The organism is Klebsiella ornithinolytica NBRC 105727 = ATCC 31898 (assembly GCF_001598295.1).
Lineage (GTDB): Bacteria > Pseudomonadota > Gammaproteobacteria > Enterobacterales > Enterobacteriaceae > Klebsiella > Klebsiella ornithinolytica.
The window spans coordinates 147,795-168,949 of the sequence record NZ_BCYR01000009.1; the positions used below are offsets into that span (position 1 = coordinate 147,795).

The 21,155-nt window shown below is 55.3% G+C and carries 21 protein-coding genes, 5 tRNA genes and 1 other RNA gene; 19 read left to right on the plus strand and 8 right to left on the minus strand.

The annotated features are described in order from the left end of the window. Positions 1–117: 117 nt before the first annotated feature. From ybgC to pnuC, 15 genes are all read left to right on the plus strand, one after another. Positions 118–522: a tol-pal system-associated acyl-CoA thioesterase gene (gene ybgC, locus ROR01S_RS17960; RefSeq protein ID WP_004859689.1), complete on the plus strand. Its 405-nt coding sequence runs from the start codon at positions 118–120 to the stop codon at positions 520–522. After that, entirely contained in the window at positions 519–1,211 is a 693-nt protein-coding gene (gene tolQ, locus ROR01S_RS17965) for a Tol-Pal system protein TolQ (RefSeq protein WP_004859692.1), read from the plus strand. Before ybgC ends, tolQ begins: the two co-directional genes overlap by 4 nt. 3 nt (positions 1,212–1,214) lie before the next feature. Next, positions 1,215–1,643, plus strand: a complete 429-nt coding sequence (tolR, locus tag ROR01S_RS17970) for a colicin uptake protein TolR (protein WP_004859694.1) — start codon at positions 1,215–1,217, stop codon at positions 1,641–1,643. 103 nt (positions 1,644–1,746) lie between these two features. Further along, positions 1,747–3,084, plus strand: coding sequence for a cell envelope integrity protein TolA (gene tolA / locus ROR01S_RS17975; protein ID WP_044349716.1), 1,338 nt, complete (start codon positions 1,747–1,749; stop codon positions 3,082–3,084). 129 nt (positions 3,085–3,213) lie between these two features. Then, a complete protein-coding gene (tolB, locus tag ROR01S_RS17980; RefSeq protein WP_004859698.1) occupies positions 3,214–4,506 on the plus strand; it encodes a Tol-Pal system beta propeller repeat protein TolB in 1,293 nt (430 codons plus the stop codon). 34 nt (positions 4,507–4,540) lie between these two features. Next, the gene (gene pal, locus ROR01S_RS17985) at positions 4,541–5,065 is read left to right on the plus strand and encodes a peptidoglycan-associated lipoprotein Pal (protein ID WP_004859700.1); all 525 of its coding nucleotides are present in this window, start codon (positions 4,541–4,543) and stop codon (positions 5,063–5,065) included. A 9-nt stretch (positions 5,066–5,074) separates the two neighbouring features. Continuing rightward, positions 5,075–5,863 (plus strand): cell division protein CpoB, encoded by a 789-nt coding sequence (gene cpoB, locus ROR01S_RS17990; RefSeq protein WP_064359741.1) that lies wholly within the window; start codon positions 5,075–5,077, stop codon positions 5,861–5,863. Positions 5,864–6,025: 162 nt separating this feature from the next. Beyond that, a tRNA-Lys gene (locus ROR01S_RS17995) sits at positions 6,026–6,101 on the plus strand. A gap of 138 nt (positions 6,102–6,239) precedes the next feature. Next, a tRNA-Val gene (locus ROR01S_RS18000) sits at positions 6,240–6,315 on the plus strand. A gap of 3 nt (positions 6,316–6,318) precedes the next feature. Next, positions 6,319–6,394: transfer RNA gene (locus ROR01S_RS18005), tRNA-Lys, on the plus strand. 142 nt (positions 6,395–6,536) lie between these two features. Further along, positions 6,537–6,612 (plus strand) — tRNA-Lys (locus ROR01S_RS18015). Positions 6,613–6,740: 128 nt separating this feature from the next. After that, positions 6,741–6,816: transfer RNA gene (locus tag ROR01S_RS18020), tRNA-Lys, on the plus strand. A gap of 22 nt (positions 6,817–6,838) precedes the next feature. Next, a non-coding RNA gene (locus ROR01S_RS18025) (RtT sRNA) lies at positions 6,839–6,972 on the plus strand. 209 nt (positions 6,973–7,181) lie between these two features. Further along, a complete protein-coding gene (gene nadA / locus ROR01S_RS18030; RefSeq protein WP_004859703.1) occupies positions 7,182–8,225 on the plus strand; it encodes a quinolinate synthase NadA in 1,044 nt (347 codons plus the stop codon). Between the two features lie 36 nt (positions 8,226–8,261). Then, a complete protein-coding gene (gene pnuC, locus ROR01S_RS18035; RefSeq protein WP_004859705.1) occupies positions 8,262–8,981 on the plus strand; it encodes a nicotinamide riboside transporter PnuC in 720 nt (239 codons plus the stop codon). On the opposite strand, the gene zitB is transcribed toward pnuC, so the two are convergent. Then, positions 8,978–9,916, minus strand: a complete 939-nt coding sequence (gene zitB / locus ROR01S_RS18040) for a CDF family zinc transporter ZitB (protein ID WP_064359742.1) — start codon at positions 9,914–9,916, stop codon at positions 8,978–8,980. The two genes, pnuC and zitB, sit on opposite strands and share 4 nt — an antisense overlap. Positions 9,917–10,324: 408 nt before the next feature. Here zitB and aroG point away from each other — a divergent pair, with 408 nt between their 5' ends. After that, positions 10,325–11,377 (plus strand): 3-deoxy-7-phosphoheptulonate synthase AroG, encoded by a 1,053-nt coding sequence (aroG, locus tag ROR01S_RS18045; protein WP_064359743.1) that lies wholly within the window; start codon positions 10,325–10,327, stop codon positions 11,375–11,377. Between the two features lie 95 nt (positions 11,378–11,472). On the opposite strand, the gene gpmA is transcribed toward aroG, so the two are convergent. From gpmA to modE, 7 genes are all read right to left on the minus strand, one after another. After that, the gene (gene gpmA / locus ROR01S_RS18050) at positions 11,473–12,225 is read right to left on the minus strand and encodes a 2,3-diphosphoglycerate-dependent phosphoglycerate mutase (RefSeq protein WP_004859709.1); all 753 of its coding nucleotides are present in this window, start codon (positions 12,223–12,225) and stop codon (positions 11,473–11,475) included. Between the two features lie 206 nt (positions 12,226–12,431). Further along, complete coding sequence (galM, locus tag ROR01S_RS18055) at positions 12,432–13,475, minus strand: galactose-1-epimerase (RefSeq protein WP_015584865.1); 1,044 nt, start codon at positions 13,473–13,475, stop codon at positions 12,432–12,434. Next, positions 13,469–14,617 carry a galactokinase gene (gene galK, locus ROR01S_RS18060; RefSeq protein WP_004859713.1) on the minus strand — a complete coding sequence of 383 codons (1,149 nt, stop codon included), beginning with the start codon at positions 14,615–14,617 and terminating at the stop codon, positions 13,469–13,471. Before galK ends, galM begins: the two co-directional genes overlap by 7 nt. Before the next feature lie 2 nt (positions 14,618–14,619). Then, positions 14,620–15,666: a galactose-1-phosphate uridylyltransferase gene (gene galT / locus ROR01S_RS18065; protein WP_015584864.1), complete on the minus strand. Its 1,047-nt coding sequence runs from the start codon at positions 15,664–15,666 to the stop codon at positions 14,620–14,622. A 9-nt stretch (positions 15,667–15,675) separates the two neighbouring features. After that, positions 15,676–16,692, minus strand: coding sequence for a UDP-glucose 4-epimerase GalE (gene galE, locus ROR01S_RS18070; RefSeq protein ID WP_004859716.1), 1,017 nt, complete (start codon positions 16,690–16,692; stop codon positions 15,676–15,678). A 206-nt stretch (positions 16,693–16,898) separates the two neighbouring features. Beyond that, the gene (modF, locus tag ROR01S_RS18075) at positions 16,899–18,374 is read right to left on the minus strand and encodes a molybdate ABC transporter ATP-binding protein ModF (RefSeq protein WP_032717173.1); all 1,476 of its coding nucleotides are present in this window, start codon (positions 18,372–18,374) and stop codon (positions 16,899–16,901) included. Between the two features lie 67 nt (positions 18,375–18,441). After that, on the minus strand, positions 18,442–19,230 hold the full coding sequence (gene modE / locus ROR01S_RS18080; RefSeq protein WP_004859720.1) for a molybdenum-dependent transcriptional regulator: 789 nt from the start codon (positions 19,228–19,230) through the stop codon (positions 18,442–18,444). Between the two features lie 153 nt (positions 19,231–19,383). Between modE and ROR01S_RS26400 the strand changes: the two genes are divergently transcribed. The 3 genes from ROR01S_RS26400 to modB all read left to right on the plus strand — a co-directional run bounded on the left by ROR01S_RS26400 (position 19,384) and on the right by modB (position 21,154). Then, entirely contained in the window at positions 19,384–19,533 is a 150-nt protein-coding gene (locus ROR01S_RS26400; protein ID WP_004859721.1) for an AcrZ family multidrug efflux pump-associated protein, read from the plus strand. Positions 19,534–19,691: 158 nt separating this feature from the next. Beyond that, positions 19,692–20,465 carry a molybdate ABC transporter substrate-binding protein gene (modA, locus tag ROR01S_RS18085; protein ID WP_064359744.1) on the plus strand — a complete coding sequence of 258 codons (774 nt, stop codon included), beginning with the start codon at positions 19,692–19,694 and terminating at the stop codon, positions 20,463–20,465. Continuing rightward, positions 20,465–21,154 carry a molybdate ABC transporter permease subunit gene (gene modB / locus ROR01S_RS18090; protein ID WP_004859726.1) on the plus strand — a complete coding sequence of 230 codons (690 nt, stop codon included), beginning with the start codon at positions 20,465–20,467 and terminating at the stop codon, positions 21,152–21,154. The genes modA and modB overlap by 1 nt, the downstream gene beginning before the upstream one ends. Position 21,155 lies beyond the last annotated feature (1 nt).

Sequence of the window (21,155 nt, forward strand, 5' to 3'; positions counted from 1 at the left end):
ATAAGCCCATAAAAATTTACTCGCTGTTTACTTTCCCCCATTCCAAACCACGTTCCCCGCGCGTATAGTAGCGAAGTTTGAAAGCACTAATCTTTTTTTGCATTACCGGGATGTAAAGTGAATACAACGCTGTTTCGATGGCCGGTTCGTGTCTACTATGAAGATACCGATGCCGGTGGTGTGGTTTACCACGCCAGTTACGTCGCTTTTTATGAAAGAGCACGCACAGAGATGCTGCGCCACCATCACTTCAGTCAGCAGGTTTTGCTGGCTGAACGAGTTGCCTTCGTGGTTCGCAAAATGACGCTGGAATATTTTGCGCCCGCCAGACTCGACGACATGCTCGAAATCCAGACGGAAATCACCTCGATGAGAGGTACCTCTTTGGTTTTCACGCAGCGAATCGTCAACGCAGAGAATACAGTTTTGAACGAAGCTGAGGTTCTCATTGTGTGCGTTGATCCACTCTTAATGAAGCCTCGTGCGCTTCCCAAGTCTATTGTCGCGGAGTTTAAGCAGTGACTGACATGAATATCCTTGATTTGTTCCTGAAGGCGAGCCTTCTGGTTAAACTTATCATGTTGATTTTGATTGGTTTTTCTATCGCTTCCTGGGCCATTATTATTCAGAGAACGCGCATCCTCAACACGGCAAGCCGCGAGGCGGAAGCCTTTGAAGACAAGTTCTGGTCGGGTATTGAGCTTTCTCGCCTGTATCAGGAGAGCCAGGGGCGTCGCGATAACCTGGTGGGATCGGAACAAATTTTCTACAGCGGTTTCAAAGAGTTTGCTCGTCTGCATCGCGCAAACAGCCATGCGCCAGAAGCGGTGGTTGAAGGGGCGTCGCGCGCCATGCGCATCTCGATGAACCGTGAGATCGAGACGCTGGAGACGCACATTCCGTTCCTCGGAACCGTGGGGTCCATCAGCCCGTACATCGGCCTGTTCGGTACCGTCTGGGGGATCATGCATGCCTTTATCGCACTTGGTGCGGTGAAACAGGCGACTCTGCAGATGGTTGCACCGGGTATCGCAGAAGCGCTGATCGCCACGGCAATCGGTCTGTTTGCGGCAATTCCGGCGGTTATGGCCTACAACCGTTTGAACCAGCGAGTGAACAAACTTGAACTGAACTATGACAACTTTATGGAAGAGTTCACCGCGATTCTGCACCGTCAGGCGTTTACCAGCAGCGAAAGCAATAAGGGGTAAGCCATGGCCAGAGCACGTGGACGCGGACGTCGCGAACTGAAGTCCGAGATCAACATCGTTCCGCTGCTGGATGTCTTGTTGGTGCTGTTGCTGATCTTTATGGCGACCGCGCCGATCATTACGCAGAGCGTAGAGGTCGACCTGCCGGATGCGACGGAATCACAAGCGGTCAAAAGTAATGATGAGCCGCCGGTGATTGTTGAAGTTTCCGGCGTCGGGCAGTACAGCGTAAAAGTGGGTCCGGAAACGCTGTCGCAGCTGCCGCCAGAGCAGGTTATTGCCGAAGCGAAACGCCGACTCGAAGCGAACGAGAAAACGGTGTTCCTGATCGGCGGTGCGAAAGACGTACCTTACGATGAAATTATTAAAGCGCTTAACCTGTTGCATAGCGCAGGGGTTAAATCGGTTGGCTTAATGACCAAGCCTATTTAATCGCTTCGGATATGTGCGCCCGCCGGACCGCTGGCTGCGAGAATAACAGACTCGTGGCCGGCGAGAGTAGCGGGGACAGGCGAACAGTTTTTGGGAACCGATAGTGTCAAAGGCAACCGAACAAAACGACAAGCTTAAACGAGCGATCATAGTTTCAGTCGCGCTGCACATCATTCTGATCGCGCTGCTGATCTGGAGTTCGTTCGACGAGCATCTGGATGCCTCAGCCGGCGGCGGCGGAGGTTCTTCCATTGATGCGGTGATGGTTGATCCTGGGGCGGTGGTGAATAATTACAACCGCCAGCAGCAGCAGCAGGCCAGCTCGCGCCGTGCCGCCGAGCAGCGCGAAAAGCAGGCTCAGCAGCAGGCTGAAGAACTGCGTGAAAAGCAGGCCGCTGAGCAGGAGCGTCTGAAGCAGCTTGAGCAGGATCGTCTGCAGGCGCAGGAAGCGGCTAAGCAAGCGAAGGAAGAGCAGAAGCAGGCTGAAGAAGCGGCGGCGAAAGCGGCGGCAGCGGCGAAAGCCAAAGCGGATTCTCAGGCGAAAGAAGCACAGGAAGCGGCAGCGAAAGCCGCTGCTGACGCGAAAGCGAAGGCAGACGCGCAGGCTAAAGCGGCGGAAGCTGCGGCAGCGAAAGCCGCAGCCGATGCGAAGAAACAGGCAGAAGCCGAAGCGGCGAAAGCTGCGGCGGATGCCCAGAAGAAAGCCGAAGCCGATGCGGCGAAGAAAGCGCAGCAGCAGGCTGAGAAGAAAGCCCAGCAGGAAGCCGCTAAGCAGGCCGCGGCTGAGAAAGCTGCTGCGGAAAAAGCCGCTGAGAAAGCAGCAGAAAAAGCAGCGGCGCAAAAAGCCGCCTCTGAGAAAGCGGCAGCAGAAAAGGCCGCCGCAGCAGAGAAAGCCGCCGCGGAGAAAGCGGAAAAAGCTGCCGCAGCGAAAGCCGCAGCAGCGGAAAAAGCCGCAGCCGATAAAGCCGCCAAGGCTGCTGCAGCTAAGGCCGCCGCAGCGAAAGCCGCGGCAGCGAAAAAAGCCGCGGCAGCGAAAGATGCTGATGGCGTAGACGACCTGCTCGGCGATCTGAGTTCAGGTAAGAATGCGCCTAAAGGTAGCACCAGCGGTAGCAATGGAGGCTCATCTCCTGCTAAAGGAAGTAAACCGGGGCAGGGGGGCGCGTCTCAGGCTGAGATTGCCAGTTATATTTCGCAGGTTCAGGCGGCGATTAAAGGGCATCTCTATGACTGGGACACGTACAAAGGTAAAACATGTACGTTACGCGTGAACCTGGCTCAGGACGGGACGTTATTGAGCGTGAAGTCGGAGGGAGGCGATCCTGCTTTCTGTCAGCAGATGCTGGCGGCAACCAGCCGGATGAGCAAGTTCCCGAAACCGCCTTCTCAGGCTGTGTATGAGACGTTCAAAAATGCACCACTGGACTTCAAACCGCAGTGATGTGTTTCCCGGCGCGAGCGGGGGAACACAATCCAGGGCTGACGCCGGGTTTTGGTAGTTTTGTGTATTTGAGTTTGTTAACATTCTGCTAAATTATCGTGGGCTTTCCGTCCGGATAAGGGAGATATGATGAAGCAGGCATTACGAGTAGCGTTTGGTTTTTTAATGCTGTGGGCGGCGGTGCTGCACGCAGAAGTACGTATCGAGATCACCCAGGGGGTGGACTCGGCGCGCCCGATCGGTGTTGTACCGTTCCAGTGGGCAGGGCCGGGTGCCGCGCCTGAAGATATTGGCGGTGTCGTTGCGGCTGACCTGCGTAACAGCGGTAAGTTCAACCCACTGGATCGCTCGCGTCTGCCTCAGCAACCGGGGACGGCACAAGAGGTTCAACCTGCGGCATGGTCTGCGCTGGGTATTGATGCGGTGGTTGTCGGTCAGGTGACCGGGAACCCTGACGGATCGTACAACGTGGCTTACCAGCTGGTTGATACCGGCGGTGCTCCGGGGACGATTCTGGCGCAGAACTCTTATAAGGTGACTAAACAGTACCTGCGCTATGCGGCTCACACCGCCAGCGATGCGGTATTCGAGAAGCTGACCTCTATTAAGGGCGCCTTCCGTACCCGTATTGCCTACGTTGTGCAGACTAACGGCGGCCAGTTCCCGTATGAGCTGCGCGTCTCCGACTACGATGGTTATAACCAGTTTGTTGTCCACCGTTCACCGCAGCCGCTGATGTCTCCGGCATGGTCTCCGGATGGTTCTAAACTGGCTTATGTGACCTTCGAAAGCGGCCGTTCTGCGCTGGTGGTCCAGACTCTGGCAAATGGCGCGGTGCGTCAGATAGCCTCCTTCCCGCAGCATAACGGGGCTCCGGCCTTCTCGCCGGATGGCAGCAAACTGGCATTCGCATTGTCGAAAACCGGTAGCCTGAACCTGTATGTGATGGATCTGGGTTCGGGTCAGATTCGCCAGGTGACCAATGGTCGCAGCAACAACACCGAACCAAGCTGGTTCCCGGATAGTCAGAATCTGGCCTTTACTTCCGACCAGGCCGGTCGTCCGCAGGTGTATAAAGTCAGCGTCGGCGGCGGTACTCCGCAGCGTATCTCCTGGGAAGGTTCTCAGAACCAGGATGCGGATGTCAGCAGCGACGGTAAATTTATGGTAATGGTCAGCTCGGCCAACGGTCAGCAGCACATTGCCAAACAAGATCTGGTAGCGGGTGGCGTACAAGTTCTGTCGTCAACGTTCCTGGATGAAACGCCAAGTCTGGCACCTAACGGCACTATGGTAATCTACAGCTCTTCTCAGGGGATGGGATCCGTGCTGAATCTGGTTTCTACAGATGGGCGTTTCAAAGCGCGTCTTCCGGCGACTGATGGACAGGTAAAATTCCCTGCCTGGTCTCCGTATCTGTGATAATAAATAATTGATTATTAAAGGAATCAAAGAAATGCAACTGAACAAAGTGCTGAAAGGGCTGATGATCGCTCTGCCGGTTATGGCAATCGCGGCGTGTTCTTCTAACAAGAACGCCAGCAACGACCAGAGCGGTGAAGGCATGCTGGGTGCCGGCACTGGTATGGATGCTAACGCTAACGGTGGCAACATGTCTTCCGAAGAGCAAGCTCGTCTGCAAATGCAGCAGCTGCAGCAGAACAACATCGTTTACTTCGATCTCGACAAGTACGATATCCGTTCTGACTTCGCTGCAATGCTGGATGCGCACGCTAACTTCCTGCGTAGCAACCCATCCTATAAAGTGACTGTTGAAGGTCACGCGGATGAACGCGGTACGCCGGAATACAACATCGCTCTGGGTGAGCGTCGTGCTAACGCCGTTAAGATGTATCTGCAGGGCAAAGGTGTTTCTGCTGACCAGATCTCCATCGTTTCTTACGGTAAAGAAAAACCTGCAGTACTGGGCCATGACGAAGCGGCTTACGCTAAAAACCGTCGCGCCGTACTGGTTTACTAAGAGAATTGCATGAGCAGTAACTTCAGACATCATCTGTTGAGTCTGTCGTTACTGGTTGGCATAGCGGCCCCCTGGGCCGCTTTTGCTCAGGCGCCAATCAGTAGTGTCGGCTCAGGCTCGGTCGAAGACCGGGTCACTCAACTCGAGCGTATTTCTAACGCTCACAGTCAGCTTTTAACCCAACTTCAGCAACAGCTCTCCGATAACCAGAATGATATTGACTCCCTGCGCGGCCAGATTCAGGAAAGCCAGTATCAGCTCAATCAGGTTGTCGAACGCCAGAAGCAAATTCTGTTACAGATCGACGGTCTGAGCAGCGGTGGGGCGGCGGCAGGTGCACAGCCATCGTCTTCGGTAGGCGATCAGGGTGCGGCGGCTACCGCGGCGCCAGCGGCCTCTACCGGCGCTCCTGCTTCAACCGGAGATGCAAATACGGACTACAATGCGGCTATTGCGCTGGTGAAGGATCCATCCCGCCAGGATGACGCGCTGGCAGCATTTCAGAATTTCGTCAAAAAGTACCCGGATTCAACCTATCAGCCGAACGCGAACTACTGGCTCGGTCAGTTGAATTACAATAAGGGGAAAAAAGATGATGCCGCTTACTATTTTGCTTCCGTGGTGAAGAATTACCCTAAATCCCCGAAAGCGCCTGATGCCATGTTTAAGGTCGGCGTGATTATGCAGGATAAAGGTGATACCGCGAAGGCGAAGGCTGTTTACCAACAGGTAGTCAGTAAATTCCCTGGCACCGATGGCGCGAAACAGGCTCAGAAACGTCTTAATGCCCTTGGGTGATTATGGCATGACCAGAAATCGCATTATTTCTGGTCTTGTCGCGTGAATCCTAAGCAGTCAGATGTTTTTTATCGAAATACTTGTTGCGCTGAATTCTTAAATCAGTAATATATGCCGCCGTTGCCACGGGATATCGAACAAGCCTGAAGCGACGAAAAAAGTGGGTCGTTAGCTCAGTTGGTAGAGCAGTTGACTTTTAATCAATTGGTCGCAGGTTCGAATCCTGCACGACCCACCACTAACTACCAGGGTGGAACGGTAGTAAAACGTGAAGGATAACGTTGCGTCAGCAACGGCCCACAGGGCGAGGCAAAGCCGAGTCTTCCTCCACGAACCACCGCTGACTTTAGTCAGATGTAGTATCCAGCGTAGTATCGGGTGATTAGCTCAGCTGGGAGAGCACCTCCCTTACAAGGAGGGGGTCGGCGGTTCGATCCCGTCATCACCCACCACTCGGGTCGTTAGCTCAGTTGGTAGAGCAGTTGACTTTTAATCAATTGGTCGCAGGTTCGAATCCTGCACGACCCACCAATTTAACATCGAACTCAGATGTTGAACGTGAAGGATAACGTTGCGTAGCAACGGCCCACAGGGCGAGCGAAAGCGAGTCATCCTGCACGACCCACCAGTTTAAGATTGGTGACGAGTGAAAAAATTCAGGTAGTACCCGAGCGGGTCGTTAGCTCAGTTGGTAGAGCAGTTGACTTTTAATCAATTGGTCGCAGGTTCGAATCCTGCACGACCCACCACTTTAACATTGAAGTTGATGTTAAATGTGAAGGATAAGGTTACGTAGCAACGGCCCACAAGGCCAGCGAAAGCCAGTCATCCTGCACCACCCGGCATCCTGAATATTGCAAGTATTAAGTCCCGAAAGGGGTCGTTAGCTCAGTTGGTAGAGCAGTTGACTTTTAATCAATTGGTCGCAGGTTCGAATCCTGCACGACCCACCAATGTAAAAAGGCGCCCTAAAGGCGCCTTTTTGCTATGCGCAGAATTTAACGATTCGAACCTGCGGCAGGTTCGAGTCGAGCAAGGCGAGACAACGGAGCCGCTGGCGGCGACGGCCCGAAGGGCGAGCAAAGCGCGTTATCCTGCACGACCCACCAATGTAAAAAGGCGCCTTTTTGCTATCTGTTGTTTTCCCTCCATAAATATTAATCCTCCTTTTTTTGCCTTCAGACGACAATAAATTCCGCACGACATTTTCTGTACAATCCGCTATCTTGTTTAGCATATAAAACATCATGACCGCCGCTATGCCCTCTGAAGGCATATTAACGGTATTTGAGTTAAGCCAGTAAAACGAGATTGCAAGATGAGCGTAATGTTTGACCCTGAAACGGCGATTTATCCTTTCCCGCCGAAACCATTGCCATTAAGTCGCGATGAAAAACACTTTTACCGTGAAAAGATTAAACGTCTGCTGCGCGAGCGCGATGCGGTGATGGTTGCTCATTACTATACTGACCCTGAAATTCAGCAGCTGGCTGAAGAGACCGGCGGCTGTATCGCTGATTCTCTGGAAATGGCTCGTTTCGGCGCCCGCCATTCCGCCTCGACGTTGCTGGTGGCCGGAGTGCGCTTCATGGGGGAAACGGCAAAAATTCTCAGCCCGGAAAAAACCATCCTGATGCCAACGCTGAATGCCGAGTGTTCTCTGGATCTCGGCTGCCCGATTGAGGAGTTCAACGCGTTCTGCGATGCCCACCCGGATCGTACCGTCGTTGTTTATGCCAACACCTCAGCGGCGGTTAAAGCGCGTGCCGATTGGGTTGTGACTTCCAGTATTGCCGTTGAACTTATTGAACATCTCGACAGCCTCGGGGAAAAAATTCTCTGGGCGCCCGACCGGCACTTAGGGCGGTACGTGCAGCGGCAAACCGGGGCAGATGTTTTGTGCTGGCAGGGCGCCTGTATTGTCCACGATGAGTTTAAAACCCAGGCGTTAACGCGGATGAAAGCCCTCTACCCCGATGCCGCCATTCTGGTGCATCCTGAATCACCGCAGTCCATTGTGGATATGGCGGATGCGGTAGGGTCTACCAGCCAGCTGATTGCCGCGGCTAAAACGCTTCCGGCGCGCCAGCTCATTGTCGCCACCGATCGCGGGATCTTCTACAAAATGCAGCAGGCGGTACCGGAAAAAGAGCTGCTGGAAGCACCGACGGCGGGAGAAGGGGCAACCTGTCGTAGCTGCGCCCACTGTCCGTGGATGGCGATGAACGGCCTGCAAGCGATTGCAGAGGGGCTGGAAAACGGTGGCCCCGAACACGAAATTAAGGTCGATGCGCAGCTGCGCGCCGGCGCATTAGTCCCGCTGAACAGAATGCTGGATTTTGCGGCTACACTTCGGGGATAGTGGTTAATTACGCAATCAATACAGTGCGGGGAAAATATGGATTTTTTTAGTACGCAGAATATTCTGGTGCATATACCCATCGGCGCCGGCGGATACGACTTATCATGGATCGAGGCGGTCGGCACGCTTGCCGGGCTGCTGTGTATCTGGCTGGCGAGTCTGGAAAAGATCAGCAACTATGCATTTGGGCTGGTCAACGTCACCTTGTTTGCCATTATTTTCTTTCAGATTCAGCTTTATGCCAGCCTGCTGCTACAGGTCTTTTTCTTTGCCGCCAACGTTTATGGCTGGTACGCCTGGTCCCGGCAAACCAGCAGCCATGAAGCCGAACTGCGTATTCGCTGGTTGCCATTACCGAAGGCGCTGGGCTGGCTGACGGCTTGTATTGCGGCAATTGCGCTGATGACGGTCTTCATTAATCCGGTCTTTGCCTTTCTGACGCGGATCGCGGTCACGCTTATGCAGAGCCTGGGACTGCAGGTCACGATGCCGGAACTGCAGCCGGATGCCTTCCCGTTCTGGGACTCCTGCATGATGGTGCTGTCGATCGCCGCCATGATTTTGATGACCCGTAAATATGTCGAAAACTGGCTGCTTTGGGTGATCATCAACGTCATCAGCGTGGTGATTTTTGCCCTTCAGGGCGTCTACGCGATGTCGCTGGAATATCTGCTTTTGACCTTTATTGCCCTTAACGGCAGTCGGATGTGGATGAACAGCGCGCGTGAGCGAGGTTCTCACGCGTTTTCTCGCTAATGGTGGTGATGAGGGGCGTGCCCGGCGTGCGTCATGTTGAGATGGCATTCCGGGCCGTTACAGGGCTGGTACTCCATCTGCACGGTCACATGCCCGATATTATATTTATGCTGCAAAAAGGCCTGGATACGATTCAGCAAGGCATCGTGATCGTGCGGCGGGACAACCTGAACATGCAGCGTCATGACCGTTTTTTCACCAACCAGCCAGACGTGGACGTGATGCACATCGCGGACTTCCGCCACCGAACGGCGTAAATCCCGCTTTAACCCCTCGACATCTAATGACCGCGGCGCCCCTTCCAGCAGTTCGTTCAAACTTTCCTGCAACAGCCGCCAGGCGCTGCGCAGTACCAGACATGAGACCAGCACCGACAAAATCGGGTCAATTGGCGTCCAGCCGGTGGTGAGAATCACGAGAGCGGCAACGATCGCCCCGACCGAACCCAGCAAGTCGCCCAGTACGTGTAAGGCGGCCGCGCGGACATTAAGATTTCTTGCTTCACTGCCGCGGTGCAGGATCCAGAATGCCAGTATGTTCGCCAGAAGCCCGGCAACGGCAATCACCATCATTGTGGTGCCGGCAACGGGCTGAGGATGGTTAAAGCGTTGAATTGCTTCCCAGACAATCAGAATGGTAATCACAACCAGCGCAATGGCGTTGACGAAGGCCGCCAGCGTGGTCAGACGCAGCCAGCCGAAGGTGTGACGGGTATTGGGTGGACGGCTGGCGAAGCGGACCGCGAGTAGCGCAAATAACAGAGCGGCTGAATCGGTAAGCATGTGACCGGCATCAGCCAGCAGCGCCAGCGAGCCGGAAACGACACCGCCGATGGCTTCAACAAGCATAAAGCCGGCGGTGACGATGAAAGCCTGCAACAGGCGTTTTTCGTTACCGCGATCGGTGGTTTCTGACGGAGTGTGAGCATGGGCCATTACAGAATCCTGTCATTATTTTATCAATTAGTCTCTGACCTTATTACAGATTAACCACAATCAGGCGTCTGTTCCATCAGCCAATGTCGATAGGGCAAGGTACGGCGGCATGTGTCTGCAACAAGCCGCAAATGAGGCAACAATAGGGTGAAAGCACGGGGAGACGGAGTAATGTCGAATCATTCCCCCGTCAGTGCAATATATAATATTTACATATGATAATTTTTCAGAGTATAAAACTGATGTTAAGGCTCTTTTTTTCGCCATTTTTATGGTTTGTATTGTTTTTATCTGTTTAATCAGTGAATTACCCTTGTGACTGTAAAAGTCTGTTTACACTTTTCTGACGGCGAGTTAGATTGAAAGCATTGCACACAATTGATTAAGTATGGCAACGCTGGAAAGAAAATGAATTATCAGAACGACGATTTACGTATTAAAGAGATCAACGAATTATTACCTCCCGTTGCCCTCCTGGAAAAGTTCCCCGCGACCGAAAATGCTGCTAACACCGTGGCGCACTCTCGTAAAGCGATCCATCAGATCCTGAAAGGCAACGACGATCGTCTGCTGGTGGTGATTGGCCCGTGTTCTATCCACGATCCTGCCGCTGCGAAAGAGTATGCTGAACGCCTGCTGACGCTGCGTGAAGAGCTGAAGGGCGAGCTGGAAGTGGTGATGCGCGTTTACTTTGAAAAACCGCGTACCACCGTTGGCTGGAAAGGGTTAATCAACGATCCGCATATGGATAACAGCTTCCGCATCAACGACGGCCTGCGCATTGCGCGTAAGCTGCTGCTGGAGATTAACGACAGCGGACTGCCTGCGGCGGGTGAATTCCTCGATATGATCACCCCGCAGTACGTCGCTGACCTGATGAGCTGGGGCGCCATCGGCGCACGCACCACGGAATCCCAGGTGCATCGCGAGCTTTCATCTGGCCTCTCTTGCCCGGTAGGTTTTAAAAACGGGACCGACGGGACAATAAAAGTGGCAATTGACGCGATCAACGCCGCCGGCGCGCCGCACTGCTTCCTGTCAGTGACCAAATGGGGCCATTCGGCGATTGTGAATACCAGCGGCAACAGCGACTGTCATATCATTCTGCGCGGTGGCAAAGAGCCGAACTACAGCGCGAAGCACGTTGCTGAAGTGAAGGTTGGGCTGGCGAAAGCGGGCCTGCCGGCGCAGATCATGATTGATTTCAGCCACGCAAACTCAAGCAAGCAGTTTAAAAAACAGATGGAAGTAGGCGCCGATGTTTGCCGGCAGATTGCCAGCGGCGAGCAGGCAATTATGGGCGTGATGATTGAAAGCCATCTGGTGGAAGGTAGCCAGAGTCTGGAGAGCGGCGTGCCGCTGGCCTATGGCAAAAGCATCACCGATGCCTGCATCGGCTGGGAAGATACCGATACCATCCTGCGTCAGTTGGCGGATGCGGTAAAAGCCCGTCGCGGTTAATCCGCCGCCTGGCCCGGCAGAGCGTCGCGATGCCGGGATTCAGAGCCAATAAAAAAGCGTGGACGAATCCACGCTTTTTTTATGGCTGGCGAAAATTATTTCGCTTTACCCTGGTTTGCTACCGCGGCGGCTTTTGCAGCGATTTCATCCGCATTGCCCAGATAGTAGTGTTTGATCGGTTTGAAGTTTTCATCGAACTCATAAACCAGCGGTACGCCGGTCGGGATGTTCAGTTCAAGGATTTCGTCTTCGCCCATATTGTCCAGGTACTTCACCAGCGCACGCAGGGAGTTGCCGTGAGCGGCGATAATCACGCGCTCACCGCTTTTCAGACGCGGCAGAATGGTTTCGTTCCAGTAAGGCACAACGCGCTCGATGGTCAGCGCCAGGCTTTCGGTTACCGGCAGCTCTTTATCGGTCAGTTTAGCATAACGCGGATCGTGGCCCGGGTAGCGCTCGTCGTCTTTGGTCAGCTCCGGCGGAGTAATGGCAAAGCCACGGCGCCACTGTTTAACCTGCTCATCACCGTATTTCTCAGCGGTTTCAGCTTTGTTCAGACCCTGCAATGCCCCGTAGTGACGCTCGTTCAGTTTCCAGGATTTCTCAACCGGCAGCCAGGCCTGATCCAGTTCATCCAGGACGTTCCACAGAGTATGGATGGCACGTTTCAGCACAGAGGTATAAGCAAAATCGAAGCTGAAGCCTTCGTCTTTCAGCAGTTTACCTGCCGCTTTTGCTTCACCTACGCCTTTCTCGGACAGATCGACGTCGTACCAACCGGTGAAACGGTTTTCATTGTTCCATTGGCTTTCGCCATGACGGACCAGTACCAGCTTAGTTACAGCCATACACTTACTCCTCAAGCTTTGTTTGAATGATAACAATTCTCATTATATTGCCGCGATTTGAGCCACGGCAATGCTTATCCCTAACCATAGCGAAAATAGTGGCTCAGTGTAAGATGCTTGTAAAACGGCGGTTATATTTTTGTCTGTAAGTGGCGTAATTTGCAGCAAAATGGCGAAAAAAAGCCCTCCATCAGGAGGGCGGGGGCTTATCGGGCAATAAACTGATATTCCGTCAGACTGACGTACTCCTCGCCCGGGCGCAATATGCAGTCGGGCTGGGGCCATTCCGGGTGATTGGGTGAATCCGGCAGAAATTCACTCTCCAGCGCCAGACCTTGCCAGTCGGCGTACGGCTGTTCGGTACGCGACGGCGTACCGCCCAGGTAATTACCAGAATAAAACTGCAGGGCAGGGGCGGAGGTATACACCGCCATCTGCAGTTGACCATCCTGAGACCAGACATGGGCCGCCGCCTTGCGGGCATCGCCTTTTGCCTGTAGCAGGAAAGCATGATCATACCCTTTGACTTTCTGCTGATCGGCATCGCGAAGAAAATCGACCGCTACGGTTTTCGGCGAGCGAAAATCGAAGCTGGTCCGGGCGACGTCCTGCAAATGGCCGCCCGGAATGCCGTCGCTCTCCACCGGCAGGTAGCTGTCGGCGAAAATTTGCAGCTGGTGATTGCGGACGTCCGTCTGCCCGCCGTCGAGGTTGAAGTAGACGTGGTTGGTCAGGTTGACCGGACAGGGCCTGTCAACCGTCGCACGATACTCAATAGCGATGCGGTTATCTTCAGTAAGACGGTAGTGCGCCGTGGCTTTCAGGTTGCCGGGAAAACCCTGGTCGCCGTCATCAGAAGCGAGGGCAAACAGCGCCTGATGTTCGTCGGCGCTAACGATCTGCCAGCGACGTTTGTCAAAGCCGTCTGGCCCGCCGTGCAGCTGATGACCGGCTTCGTTAGAAGGGGTCAGTTGGATCGTCTGGCCATCCAGAGTAAACCGGCTGTTGGCGATACGGTTGGCATAGCGGCCCACGGAGGCGCCGAGATAGGCCGCCTGGCGGGTATAGTTTTCCGGCGTTGCGCAGCCGAGCAGCGCTTCGCGTACTTCGCCGTTGGCCAGCGGTACCCGGGCGGATAATAATGTTGCGCCCCAGTCCATCAGCGTGACCACCATCCCGGCATTATTCCGCAGGGTGATCAGATTCCACGGCTGCCCGTCCGGCGCCAGGTCTGTCGTTTGGTTTAGCACTGGCCGGCCCCCTGTGACGGTTTGCACACGTAGAAGGTCTCTTTGATGCCGGTTTTCGCTTCATACTGCTGCGCGACGGCTTGCTTAACGGTATCAACGCACTCTTCCGGCACCAGCGCCACGACGCAGCCGCCAAATCCGCCGCCGGTCATGCGTACGCCGCCTTTATCGCCGATGGTGGCTTTGACGATCTCCACCAGCGTGTCAATTTGCGGAACGGTAATTTCAAAATCATCGCGCATCGAGGCATGAGATTCCGCCATCAGTTCACCCATACGCTTGAGGTCGCCTTTTTCCAGCGCGGTGGCGGCTTCGAGCGTACGCGCATTTTCGGTCAGGACATGGCGGACGCGTTTCGCAACCACCGGATCCAGCTCATGGGCAACGGCATTGAACTCGGCGATTTTGACGTCGCGCAGCGCAGGCTGCTGGAAGAAACGCGCGCCGGTCTCACACTGTTCGCGACGGGTGTTGTATTCGCTACCGACCAGAGTACGTTTAAAATTACTGTTGATGATCACCACCGCGACGCCTTTCGGCATCGAGACGGCCTTGGTTCCTAATGTGCGGCAGTCAAGCAGCAGCGCGTGATCTTTCTTACCCAGCGCTGAGATAAGCTGGTCCATGATGCCGCAGTTGCAGCCGACGAACTGGTTCTCCGCTTCCTGACCGTTGAGGGCAATTTGCGCCCCGTCCAGCGGCAGATGATACAGCTGCTGGAACACGGTTCCGACGGCCACTTCCAGCGAAGCGGAAGAGCTTAACCCCGCCCCCTGCGGCACATTACCGCTGATCACCAGATCGGCGCCGCCAAAATGGTTATTGCGCTTCTGCAGGTGTTTTACCACTCCGCGGACGTAGTTTGACCACTGTTGGGTCTCGTGGCTGACAATCGGCTTATCAAGGGAGAACTCGTCGCTCTGATTGTCATAATCGGCGGCAATCACCCGGACAATACGGTCCGTGCGCGGCGCGCAGCTGATCACCGTCTGATAATCAATCGCGCAGGGCAGCACGAAGCCGTCGTTGTAGTCGGTATGTTCGCCGATCAGATTGACGCGGCCCGGTGCCTGAATAACGTGGGTCGCAGGGTAGCCGAACTTTTCAGCAAACAGGGTTTGGGTTTTCTCTTTCAGACTCATTGTTATTCTCCGGATTCGCGAAAATGGACGTCGCTCACTGCCCGCAGGCGTTCGGCGGCTTGTTCAGCCGTCAAATCGCGCTGAGTTTCAGCCAGCATTTCGTAGCCGACCATAAATTTACGCACCGTCGCAGAGCGCAGCAGCGGCGGATAAAAGTGAGCGTGTAGCTGCCAGTGATTATTCTCTTCGTTATTGAACGGCGCCCCGTGCCAGCCCATGGAATAAGGGAATGAGCACTTGAACAGGTTGTCGTAACGGCTGGTCAGCTTTTTCAGCGCCAGCGCAAGATCGCTACGCTGGGCTGCGGTTAAATCGGTGAGGCGCTGAATGTGTGCCTTCGGCAGCAGCAGCGTCTCAAAAGGCCAGGCCGCCCAGTAAGGTACGACGGCCAGCCAATGTTCTGTTTCGACGACAGTCCGGCTGCCGTCGGCTAATTCGCGCTGAACGTAATCCACCAGCATCGGCGAACCCTGAGCGGCGAAATACTCTTTTTGCAAACGATCTTCGCGTTCCGCCTCATTTGGCAGGAAGCTGTTGGCCCAGACCTGCCCGTGCGGGTGCGGGTTGGAGCAGCCCATCGCCGCGCCTTTATTCTCAAACACCTGCACCCACGGATAGGTTTGGCCCAGCTCAGCCGTCTGTTCCTGCCACGTATTAACCACCTCTTCCAGCGCTTCAACGCTCAGCTCAGGCAGCGTTTTGCTGTGATCCGGCGAGAAGCAGATGACCCGGCTGGTGCCGCGTGCGCTTTGACAGCGCATCAGCGGATCGTCGCTATTCGGGGCATCGGGCGTGTCGGTCATCAATGCCGCAAAGTCATTGGTAAACACGTAGGTACCGGTGTAATTCGGGTTCGTGTCGCCGGTGACGCGGGTGTTACCCGGACACAGAAAACAATCCGGATCGTGCGCCGGCAAGGTTGCTTTTGCCGGCGTTTCCTGCGCCCCTTGCCAGGGGCGCCTGGCGCGATGCGGTGATACCAGAATCCACTGCCCGGTTAACGGGTTATAACGACGATGCGGATGGTCGACGGGGTTAAATACGCTCATGACGGTTCCTTAGTCTGGGTAACCCTGCGGATGACGGGACTGCCAGTGCCAGGTGTCCTGCGCCATCTCGTCAAGGTCGCGCGTAACGCGCCAGTTCAGCTCGCGGTCGGCCTTTTCGGCATCCGCCCAGTAGGCCGGGAGGTCGCCATCGCGGCGCGGCGCGAAGTGGTAATTAACAGGTTTGCCGCAGGCTTTACTGAAGGCATTGATCACGTCGAGGACGCTGCTGCCGACGCCTGCGCCGAGGTTATAAATGTGTACGCCTTCGCGGCCCGCCAGTTTTTCCATCGCCGCAACGTGGCCGTCGGCGAGGTCCATGACGTGGATATAGTCGCGTACGCCGGTACCGTCAGGGGTCGGATAATCATTGCCGAAAACGGCCAGCGATTCGCGACGACCAACGGCCACCTGCGCGATATAAGGCATCAGGTTGTTCGGGATACCCTGCGGATCTTCGCCCATGTCGCCTGACGGATGCGCGCCGACCGGGTTGAAGTAACGCAGCAGCGCAATGCTCCAGTCCGGCTGGGCTTTTTGCAGGTCGGTCAGAATTTGTTCGACCATCAGCTTGCTTTTGCCATACGGGCTCTGCGGCGTACCGGTCGGGAAGCTTTCGACATAAGGGATCTTCGGCTGATCGCCGTAGACGGTCGCGGAGGAGCTAAAAATAAAGTTCTTCACGCCAGCGGCGCGCATGGCGGAAACTAATTTAAGTGTACCGGTGACGTTATTGTCGTAGTATTCCAGCGGCTTCGCGACGGATTCGCCGACGGCTTTCAGGCCGGCAAAGTGGATCACTGCTTCAATAGCGTGATCGTGCAGAATTTCCGTCATCAGCGCTTCATTACGAATATCGCCTTCGACAAAGGTGGCTGTTTTCCCGCCGAGACGTTCAATGACCGGCAATACGCTGCGCTTACTGTTGCAGAGATTGTCGAGAATAATCACTTCATGTCCCTGCAGCAGCAGTTGAACGCAGGTATGACTTCCAATGTAACCGCTACCACCTGTAACCAGTACTTTCATGATTCGCTCCAATAGGCTTATCGTGTGTGATGAAGATAGCATATCAAAGAAGTGGAAAGTGTGACACAGGCCAAATTGGTGGAATCGCTTACACTAAAAGACATAATGCGATATTTTTACTTTTTAGTGTTTAAAAACAGCATGTTGATTGTTTTTCTGGTTATTTCTCTGAAAAAAAACAGGGGGGCATGGCCCCCTGTTTTGGCTCAGTCCGTGAGTGGACCGACCTGATAAGTGTAACCGTCTCCACTGCGCACAAACTCCAGACGATGGGTAATGCAGTCCGGCGCATCTTCGGCGTGATGGGAGACAAACAGCAGCTGAGTGGCACCTTCGCTAATCAAAACATCCACGAAGCGCCGTACCAGCTGACGGTTAAGCGGATCCAGTCCCTGCAGGGGCTCGTCAAGAATCAACAGCGTCGGATGCTTCACCAGCGCCCGGACGATCAGCGCCAGCCGTTGTTGTCCCCAGGAGAGACTGTGGAACGGCGCATCGGCGGTACGTTTGTCGATTCCCAGTATATCCAGCCAGTTCTGCACCAGCTTGCGCTGCTTATCAGAAACGGCCTGATAAATACCGATAGAGTCGAAATAACCCGACAGGATCACGTTGCGAACCGTGGTACTGACGCGGTACTCAAGATGCAGACTGCTGCTGACGTAGCCAATATGCTTTTTGATGTCCCAGATGGTTTCACCGCTGCCGCGGCGGCGGCCAAAGAGGGTCAGGTCGTTGCTGTAGCCCTGCGGATGGTCGCCGGTCACCAGACTGAGCAGGGTCGATTTCCCGGCGCCGTTGGGACCGACGATCTGCCAGTGCTCACCGGGGTTAACCGTCCAGCTCAGGCGCTCGATGATCGGCCGGTCGTTGTATGACACCACGCCATCCCGCAGGACGATGCGCGGGGCCCCGGCGTCGAGAGCATGGCGGGCGGCGGGGGCGTCTGGTTCCGGTAAGCTCATGCCAGCCAGTTTTTCACTGTGCGCCAGCTGGGCAATCAGCGCCTGTTGCAGCAGCGCCTGCTTTTCGCCGGTTTCGCTCAGGGTGCAATCGGCCAGCACGCCGGCAAACTGGACAAACGACGGGATTTCGTCGAAGCGGTTGAGTACCAGGACCAGCGTGAGCCCTTCGAGGTGCAACCGCGCCAGCAGCCCGGCAAGCTGCTGGCGGGAAGCCACGTCCAGGCCGTCAAACGGCTCATCGAGAATCAACAGGTCCGGCTGCGTCATCAGCGCCTGACAGAGCAGCGTTTTACGCGTTTCTCCGGTGGAGAGGTATTTAAAGCGGCGCTGGAGCAAAGAAGTAATGCCAAACAACTCCGCCAGACGCGCGCAGCGGGCGGCGTCTTTGGACTCTTCCTGAATAATCTCTTCCGTCGTGCGGCCGGTGTCCTCTTCGCCTGGGCTGAGTAGGTCCGTATTGTTGCGTTGCCATTCATCGCTGACCAGCTTCTGCAGCTGTTCGAAGGAGAGGCGGGTTACCCGGGAAAAGCGGTTTTCATACTGGCCGGACAGCAGGGTGAGCTCACCGGACAGCGCGCGAGCCAGCGCCGACTTCCCGCTGCCGTTGCTGCCGACGAAGGCCCAGCTCTCGCCAGCGCCAACGGTGAGGTGCTCGATTTTTAACGTTTTTGTGTCGCTCAGGCGAAACGTGCCTTGCGAAATTTGCAATGATGACATTGTGTATCCCACTTTTTGCAGCGATTTGCCACAGGGATACGACGTCACGCGCGCAATGTCAATGCCGTCAGCATAACGTGGCGAGAATGATTCGATCGGCATTAAAATATGCTATCGCCTCAGCACCTTCTGCCAGTTTTCGGGTCTGTTCCAGCGGTAGGGTGGCGCACAAACTCTGGCCATCAGGCAGCGCCATCAGCACTTCACACTGTTCCGGGCCGTATTCGATATGGCTGATCCGCCCGGCGAGTTGGTTATCGGCCTCTTTGGCAACCGCCGGATCCTGAGTCATCCCCACCCAGGGAGCCTTCAGTAGCACCAGCACTTCCTGACCCTCATCCAGGCCAAGGCGCTCTGCGCTCTGCGCGGTGATAGCGACTTTTAAGCGGGTCTGACGATCGGCAAGGAGCACGTCGACATGCTGCTGTACCTGCTGGTGGTCGCGGCCGGTGATAGTACCAAACCACTGGTTACGCGCGCTGGTCTGCAGCGAGAAGCGCGAAATAGCGGCCAGCAGGCTGTCGAGAGGCAGGGCATCGTCGTCGCTCAACACATCGAAAGCTTTTTGCTGAATTTGCGCCAGCAGATCGTACAGCTGGATCAGCCGCTGTCCGTAGCGGGTCAGCACGGCGCCGCCGCCGCCTTTACCGCCGGTAGCCCTGTCCACCAGCGTCTGTTCGCTGAGCTGGTTCATCTCATTGATGGCGTCCCATGCGCTTTTATAGCTAATGCCCGCGTTTTTCGCGCCCTGGCTAATCGAACCGGTGGAATCGATCTGTTTTAACAGGGCGATACGACGCGGATCGGCAAACAGGCGCTGCTGTAGCTTGAGGGTCAGAAGAATTTCAGCCTGCATAATGATATCCTGGCAAAAAAGAGTATTGTGACCGATAGCGGGCATCTTGCAAGATGCATCTGTCGCCGTTATCGGCCAGCCACCGCACAAATGGGGCGTGTTTTTCCAGCTGAAGCGGTTACAATAAAGCATTCGTACTTTCTGGAGCCAACCATGTTAGAGCTATTGAAAAGTCTGGTTTTTGCCGTTGTCATGGTCCCGGTGGTGATGGCCATCATCCTCGGTCTGATTTACGGTCTGGGCGAAGTGTTTAACATCTTCTCCGGCGCAGGTCACAAAGATCGCGGCCAGCAGAACAACTGATTTCCCGGCGCCCGGTTTTCCGGGCGTTTTCATTTCCTCGTTCTTTTCTTTTTTTCACCCTCTTTTGATCCTCCTCTGGCTACCACCAATTCGCGCTGGGAAAACCCTGATCTTATCGTTATATTGTCATATACATAACGCAACTACAGGAGTTTCAGATGGCACGTCAATGGTTACCCTTGTTTGCCGGAGCGACGCTAACACTTTCCGTCGCAGGGCACGCGCTGGCAGAAGAAGGGAAAATTACGGTGTTTGCCGCGGCATCGTTAACGAATGCAATGCAGGATATTGCGAAGGCCTATAAGAAAGAGAAAAACGTCGATGTGGTCTCCTCGTTTGCCTCTTCATCCACGCTGGCACGGCAAATCGAAGCCGGCGCGCCTGCGGATCTGTTTATCTCTGCCGACCAGAAATGGATGGATTACGCGGTCGAGAAAAAAGCGATTGATACCGCCTCGCGTGCAACGCTGCTTGGCAACAGCCTGGTCGTTGTCGCGCCTGAAGCCAGCGCGCAGGGCGACATAGTGATTAACAACAAAACCGACTGGACCAGCCTGCTGAAAGGCGGCCGTCTGGCCGTTGGCGACCCGGAGCACGTGCCGGCAGGTATCTACGCCAAAGAAGCGCTGCAAAAACTGGGTGCCTGGGAGACGCTGGCGCCGAAACTGGCACCGGCTGAAGACGTGCGCGGAGCGCTGGCGCTGGTTGAGCGTAACGAAGCCCCGCTGGGTATCGTCTACGGTTCCGATGCGGTGGCGAGCAAAGGTGTGAAAGTGGTCGGGACGTTCCCGGAAGATTCGCACAAGAAAGTTGAATACCCGCTGGCTATCGTCGACGGGCATAAAAATGCCACCGTCACCGGATTTTACGACTACCTGAAAGGACCGCAGGCGGCCGCCATCTTCAAACAATACGGATTTACCACCCGCTAATGATTTTAAGCGATCCCGAATGGCAGGCGGTACTGCTGAGCCTGAAAGTCTCATCCCTGGCGGTGGTGTTAAGCTTACCTTTTGGGATTTTTATCTCATGGCTGCTGGTGCGGCGCAATTTCCCCGGAAAGGCGCTGCTCGACAGTATTATCCACCTGCCGCTGGTGCTGCCGCCGGTGGTGGTGGGGTACCTGCTGTTGATTGCCATGGGTCGGCGCGGTTTTATCGGCAGCTGGCTATATGACTGGTTCGGTTTGACCTTTGCCTTCAGCTGGCGCGGGGCGGTGCTGGCGGCGGCGGTCATGTCCTTTCCGCTGATGGTGCGGGCCATTCGTCTGGCGCTGGAAGGGGTGGACGTGAAGCTGGAACAGGCGGCGCGAACTCTGGGGGCGGGCCGTTGGCGGGTGTTTTTTACGATAACGCTGCCGCTGACGCTGCCGGGCATTATCGTCGGTACCGTTCTGGCCTTCGCCCGTTCGCTAGGGGAGTTTGGCGCCACTATTACCTTTGTCTCCAATATCCCGGGAGAAACGCGCACTATTCCTTCGGCGATGTATACCCTGATTCAAACCCCCGGCGGCGAAGGGGCCGCCGCGCGCTTATGTTTGATTTCCATCGTGCTGGCGCTGGTTTCGCTGCTGGTTTCTGAATGGCTGGCGCGGCTCAGCCGCGTGCGGACGGGGAAATAAC

Coding starts and splice junctions, on each gene's coding strand:
- tolR (WP_004859694.1), top strand. CDS start 1,215: ATGGCCAGAGCACGTGGACGCGGACGTCGCGAACTGAAGTCCGAGATC.
- tolB (WP_004859698.1), top strand. CDS start 3,214: ATGAAGCAGGCATTACGAGTAGCGTTTGGTTTTTTAATGCTGTGGGCG.
- pal (WP_004859700.1), top strand. CDS start 4,541: ATGCAACTGAACAAAGTGCTGAAAGGGCTGATGATCGCTCTGCCGGTT.
- cpoB (WP_064359741.1), top strand. CDS start 5,075: ATGAGCAGTAACTTCAGACATCATCTGTTGAGTCTGTCGTTACTGGTT.
- nadA (WP_004859703.1), top strand. CDS start 7,182: ATGAGCGTAATGTTTGACCCTGAAACGGCGATTTATCCTTTCCCGCCG.
- pnuC (WP_004859705.1), top strand. CDS start 8,262: ATGGATTTTTTTAGTACGCAGAATATTCTGGTGCATATACCCATCGGC.
- zitB (WP_064359742.1), bottom strand. CDS start 9,916: ATGGCCCATGCTCACACTCCGTCAGAAACCACCGATCGCGGTAACGAA.
- aroG (WP_064359743.1), top strand. CDS start 10,325: ATGAATTATCAGAACGACGATTTACGTATTAAAGAGATCAACGAATTA.
- gpmA (WP_004859709.1), bottom strand. CDS start 12,225: ATGGCTGTAACTAAGCTGGTACTGGTCCGTCATGGCGAAAGCCAATGG.
- galK (WP_004859713.1), bottom strand. CDS start 14,617: ATGAGTCTGAAAGAGAAAACCCAAACCCTGTTTGCTGAAAAGTTCGGC.
- galT (WP_015584864.1), bottom strand. CDS start 15,666: ATGAGCGTATTTAACCCCGTCGACCATCCGCATCGTCGTTATAACCCG.
- galE (WP_004859716.1), bottom strand. CDS start 16,692: ATGAAAGTACTGGTTACAGGTGGTAGCGGTTACATTGGAAGTCATACC.
- modF (WP_032717173.1), bottom strand. CDS start 18,374: ATGTCATCATTGCAAATTTCGCAAGGCACGTTTCGCCTGAGCGACACA.
- modE (WP_004859720.1), bottom strand. CDS start 19,230: ATGCAGGCTGAAATTCTTCTGACCCTCAAGCTACAGCAGCGCCTGTTT.
- ROR01S_RS26400 (WP_004859721.1), top strand. CDS start 19,384: ATGTTAGAGCTATTGAAAAGTCTGGTTTTTGCCGTTGTCATGGTCCCG.
- modA (WP_064359744.1), top strand. CDS start 19,692: ATGGCACGTCAATGGTTACCCTTGTTTGCCGGAGCGACGCTAACACTT.
- modB (WP_004859726.1), top strand. CDS start 20,465: ATGATTTTAAGCGATCCCGAATGGCAGGCGGTACTGCTGAGCCTGAAA.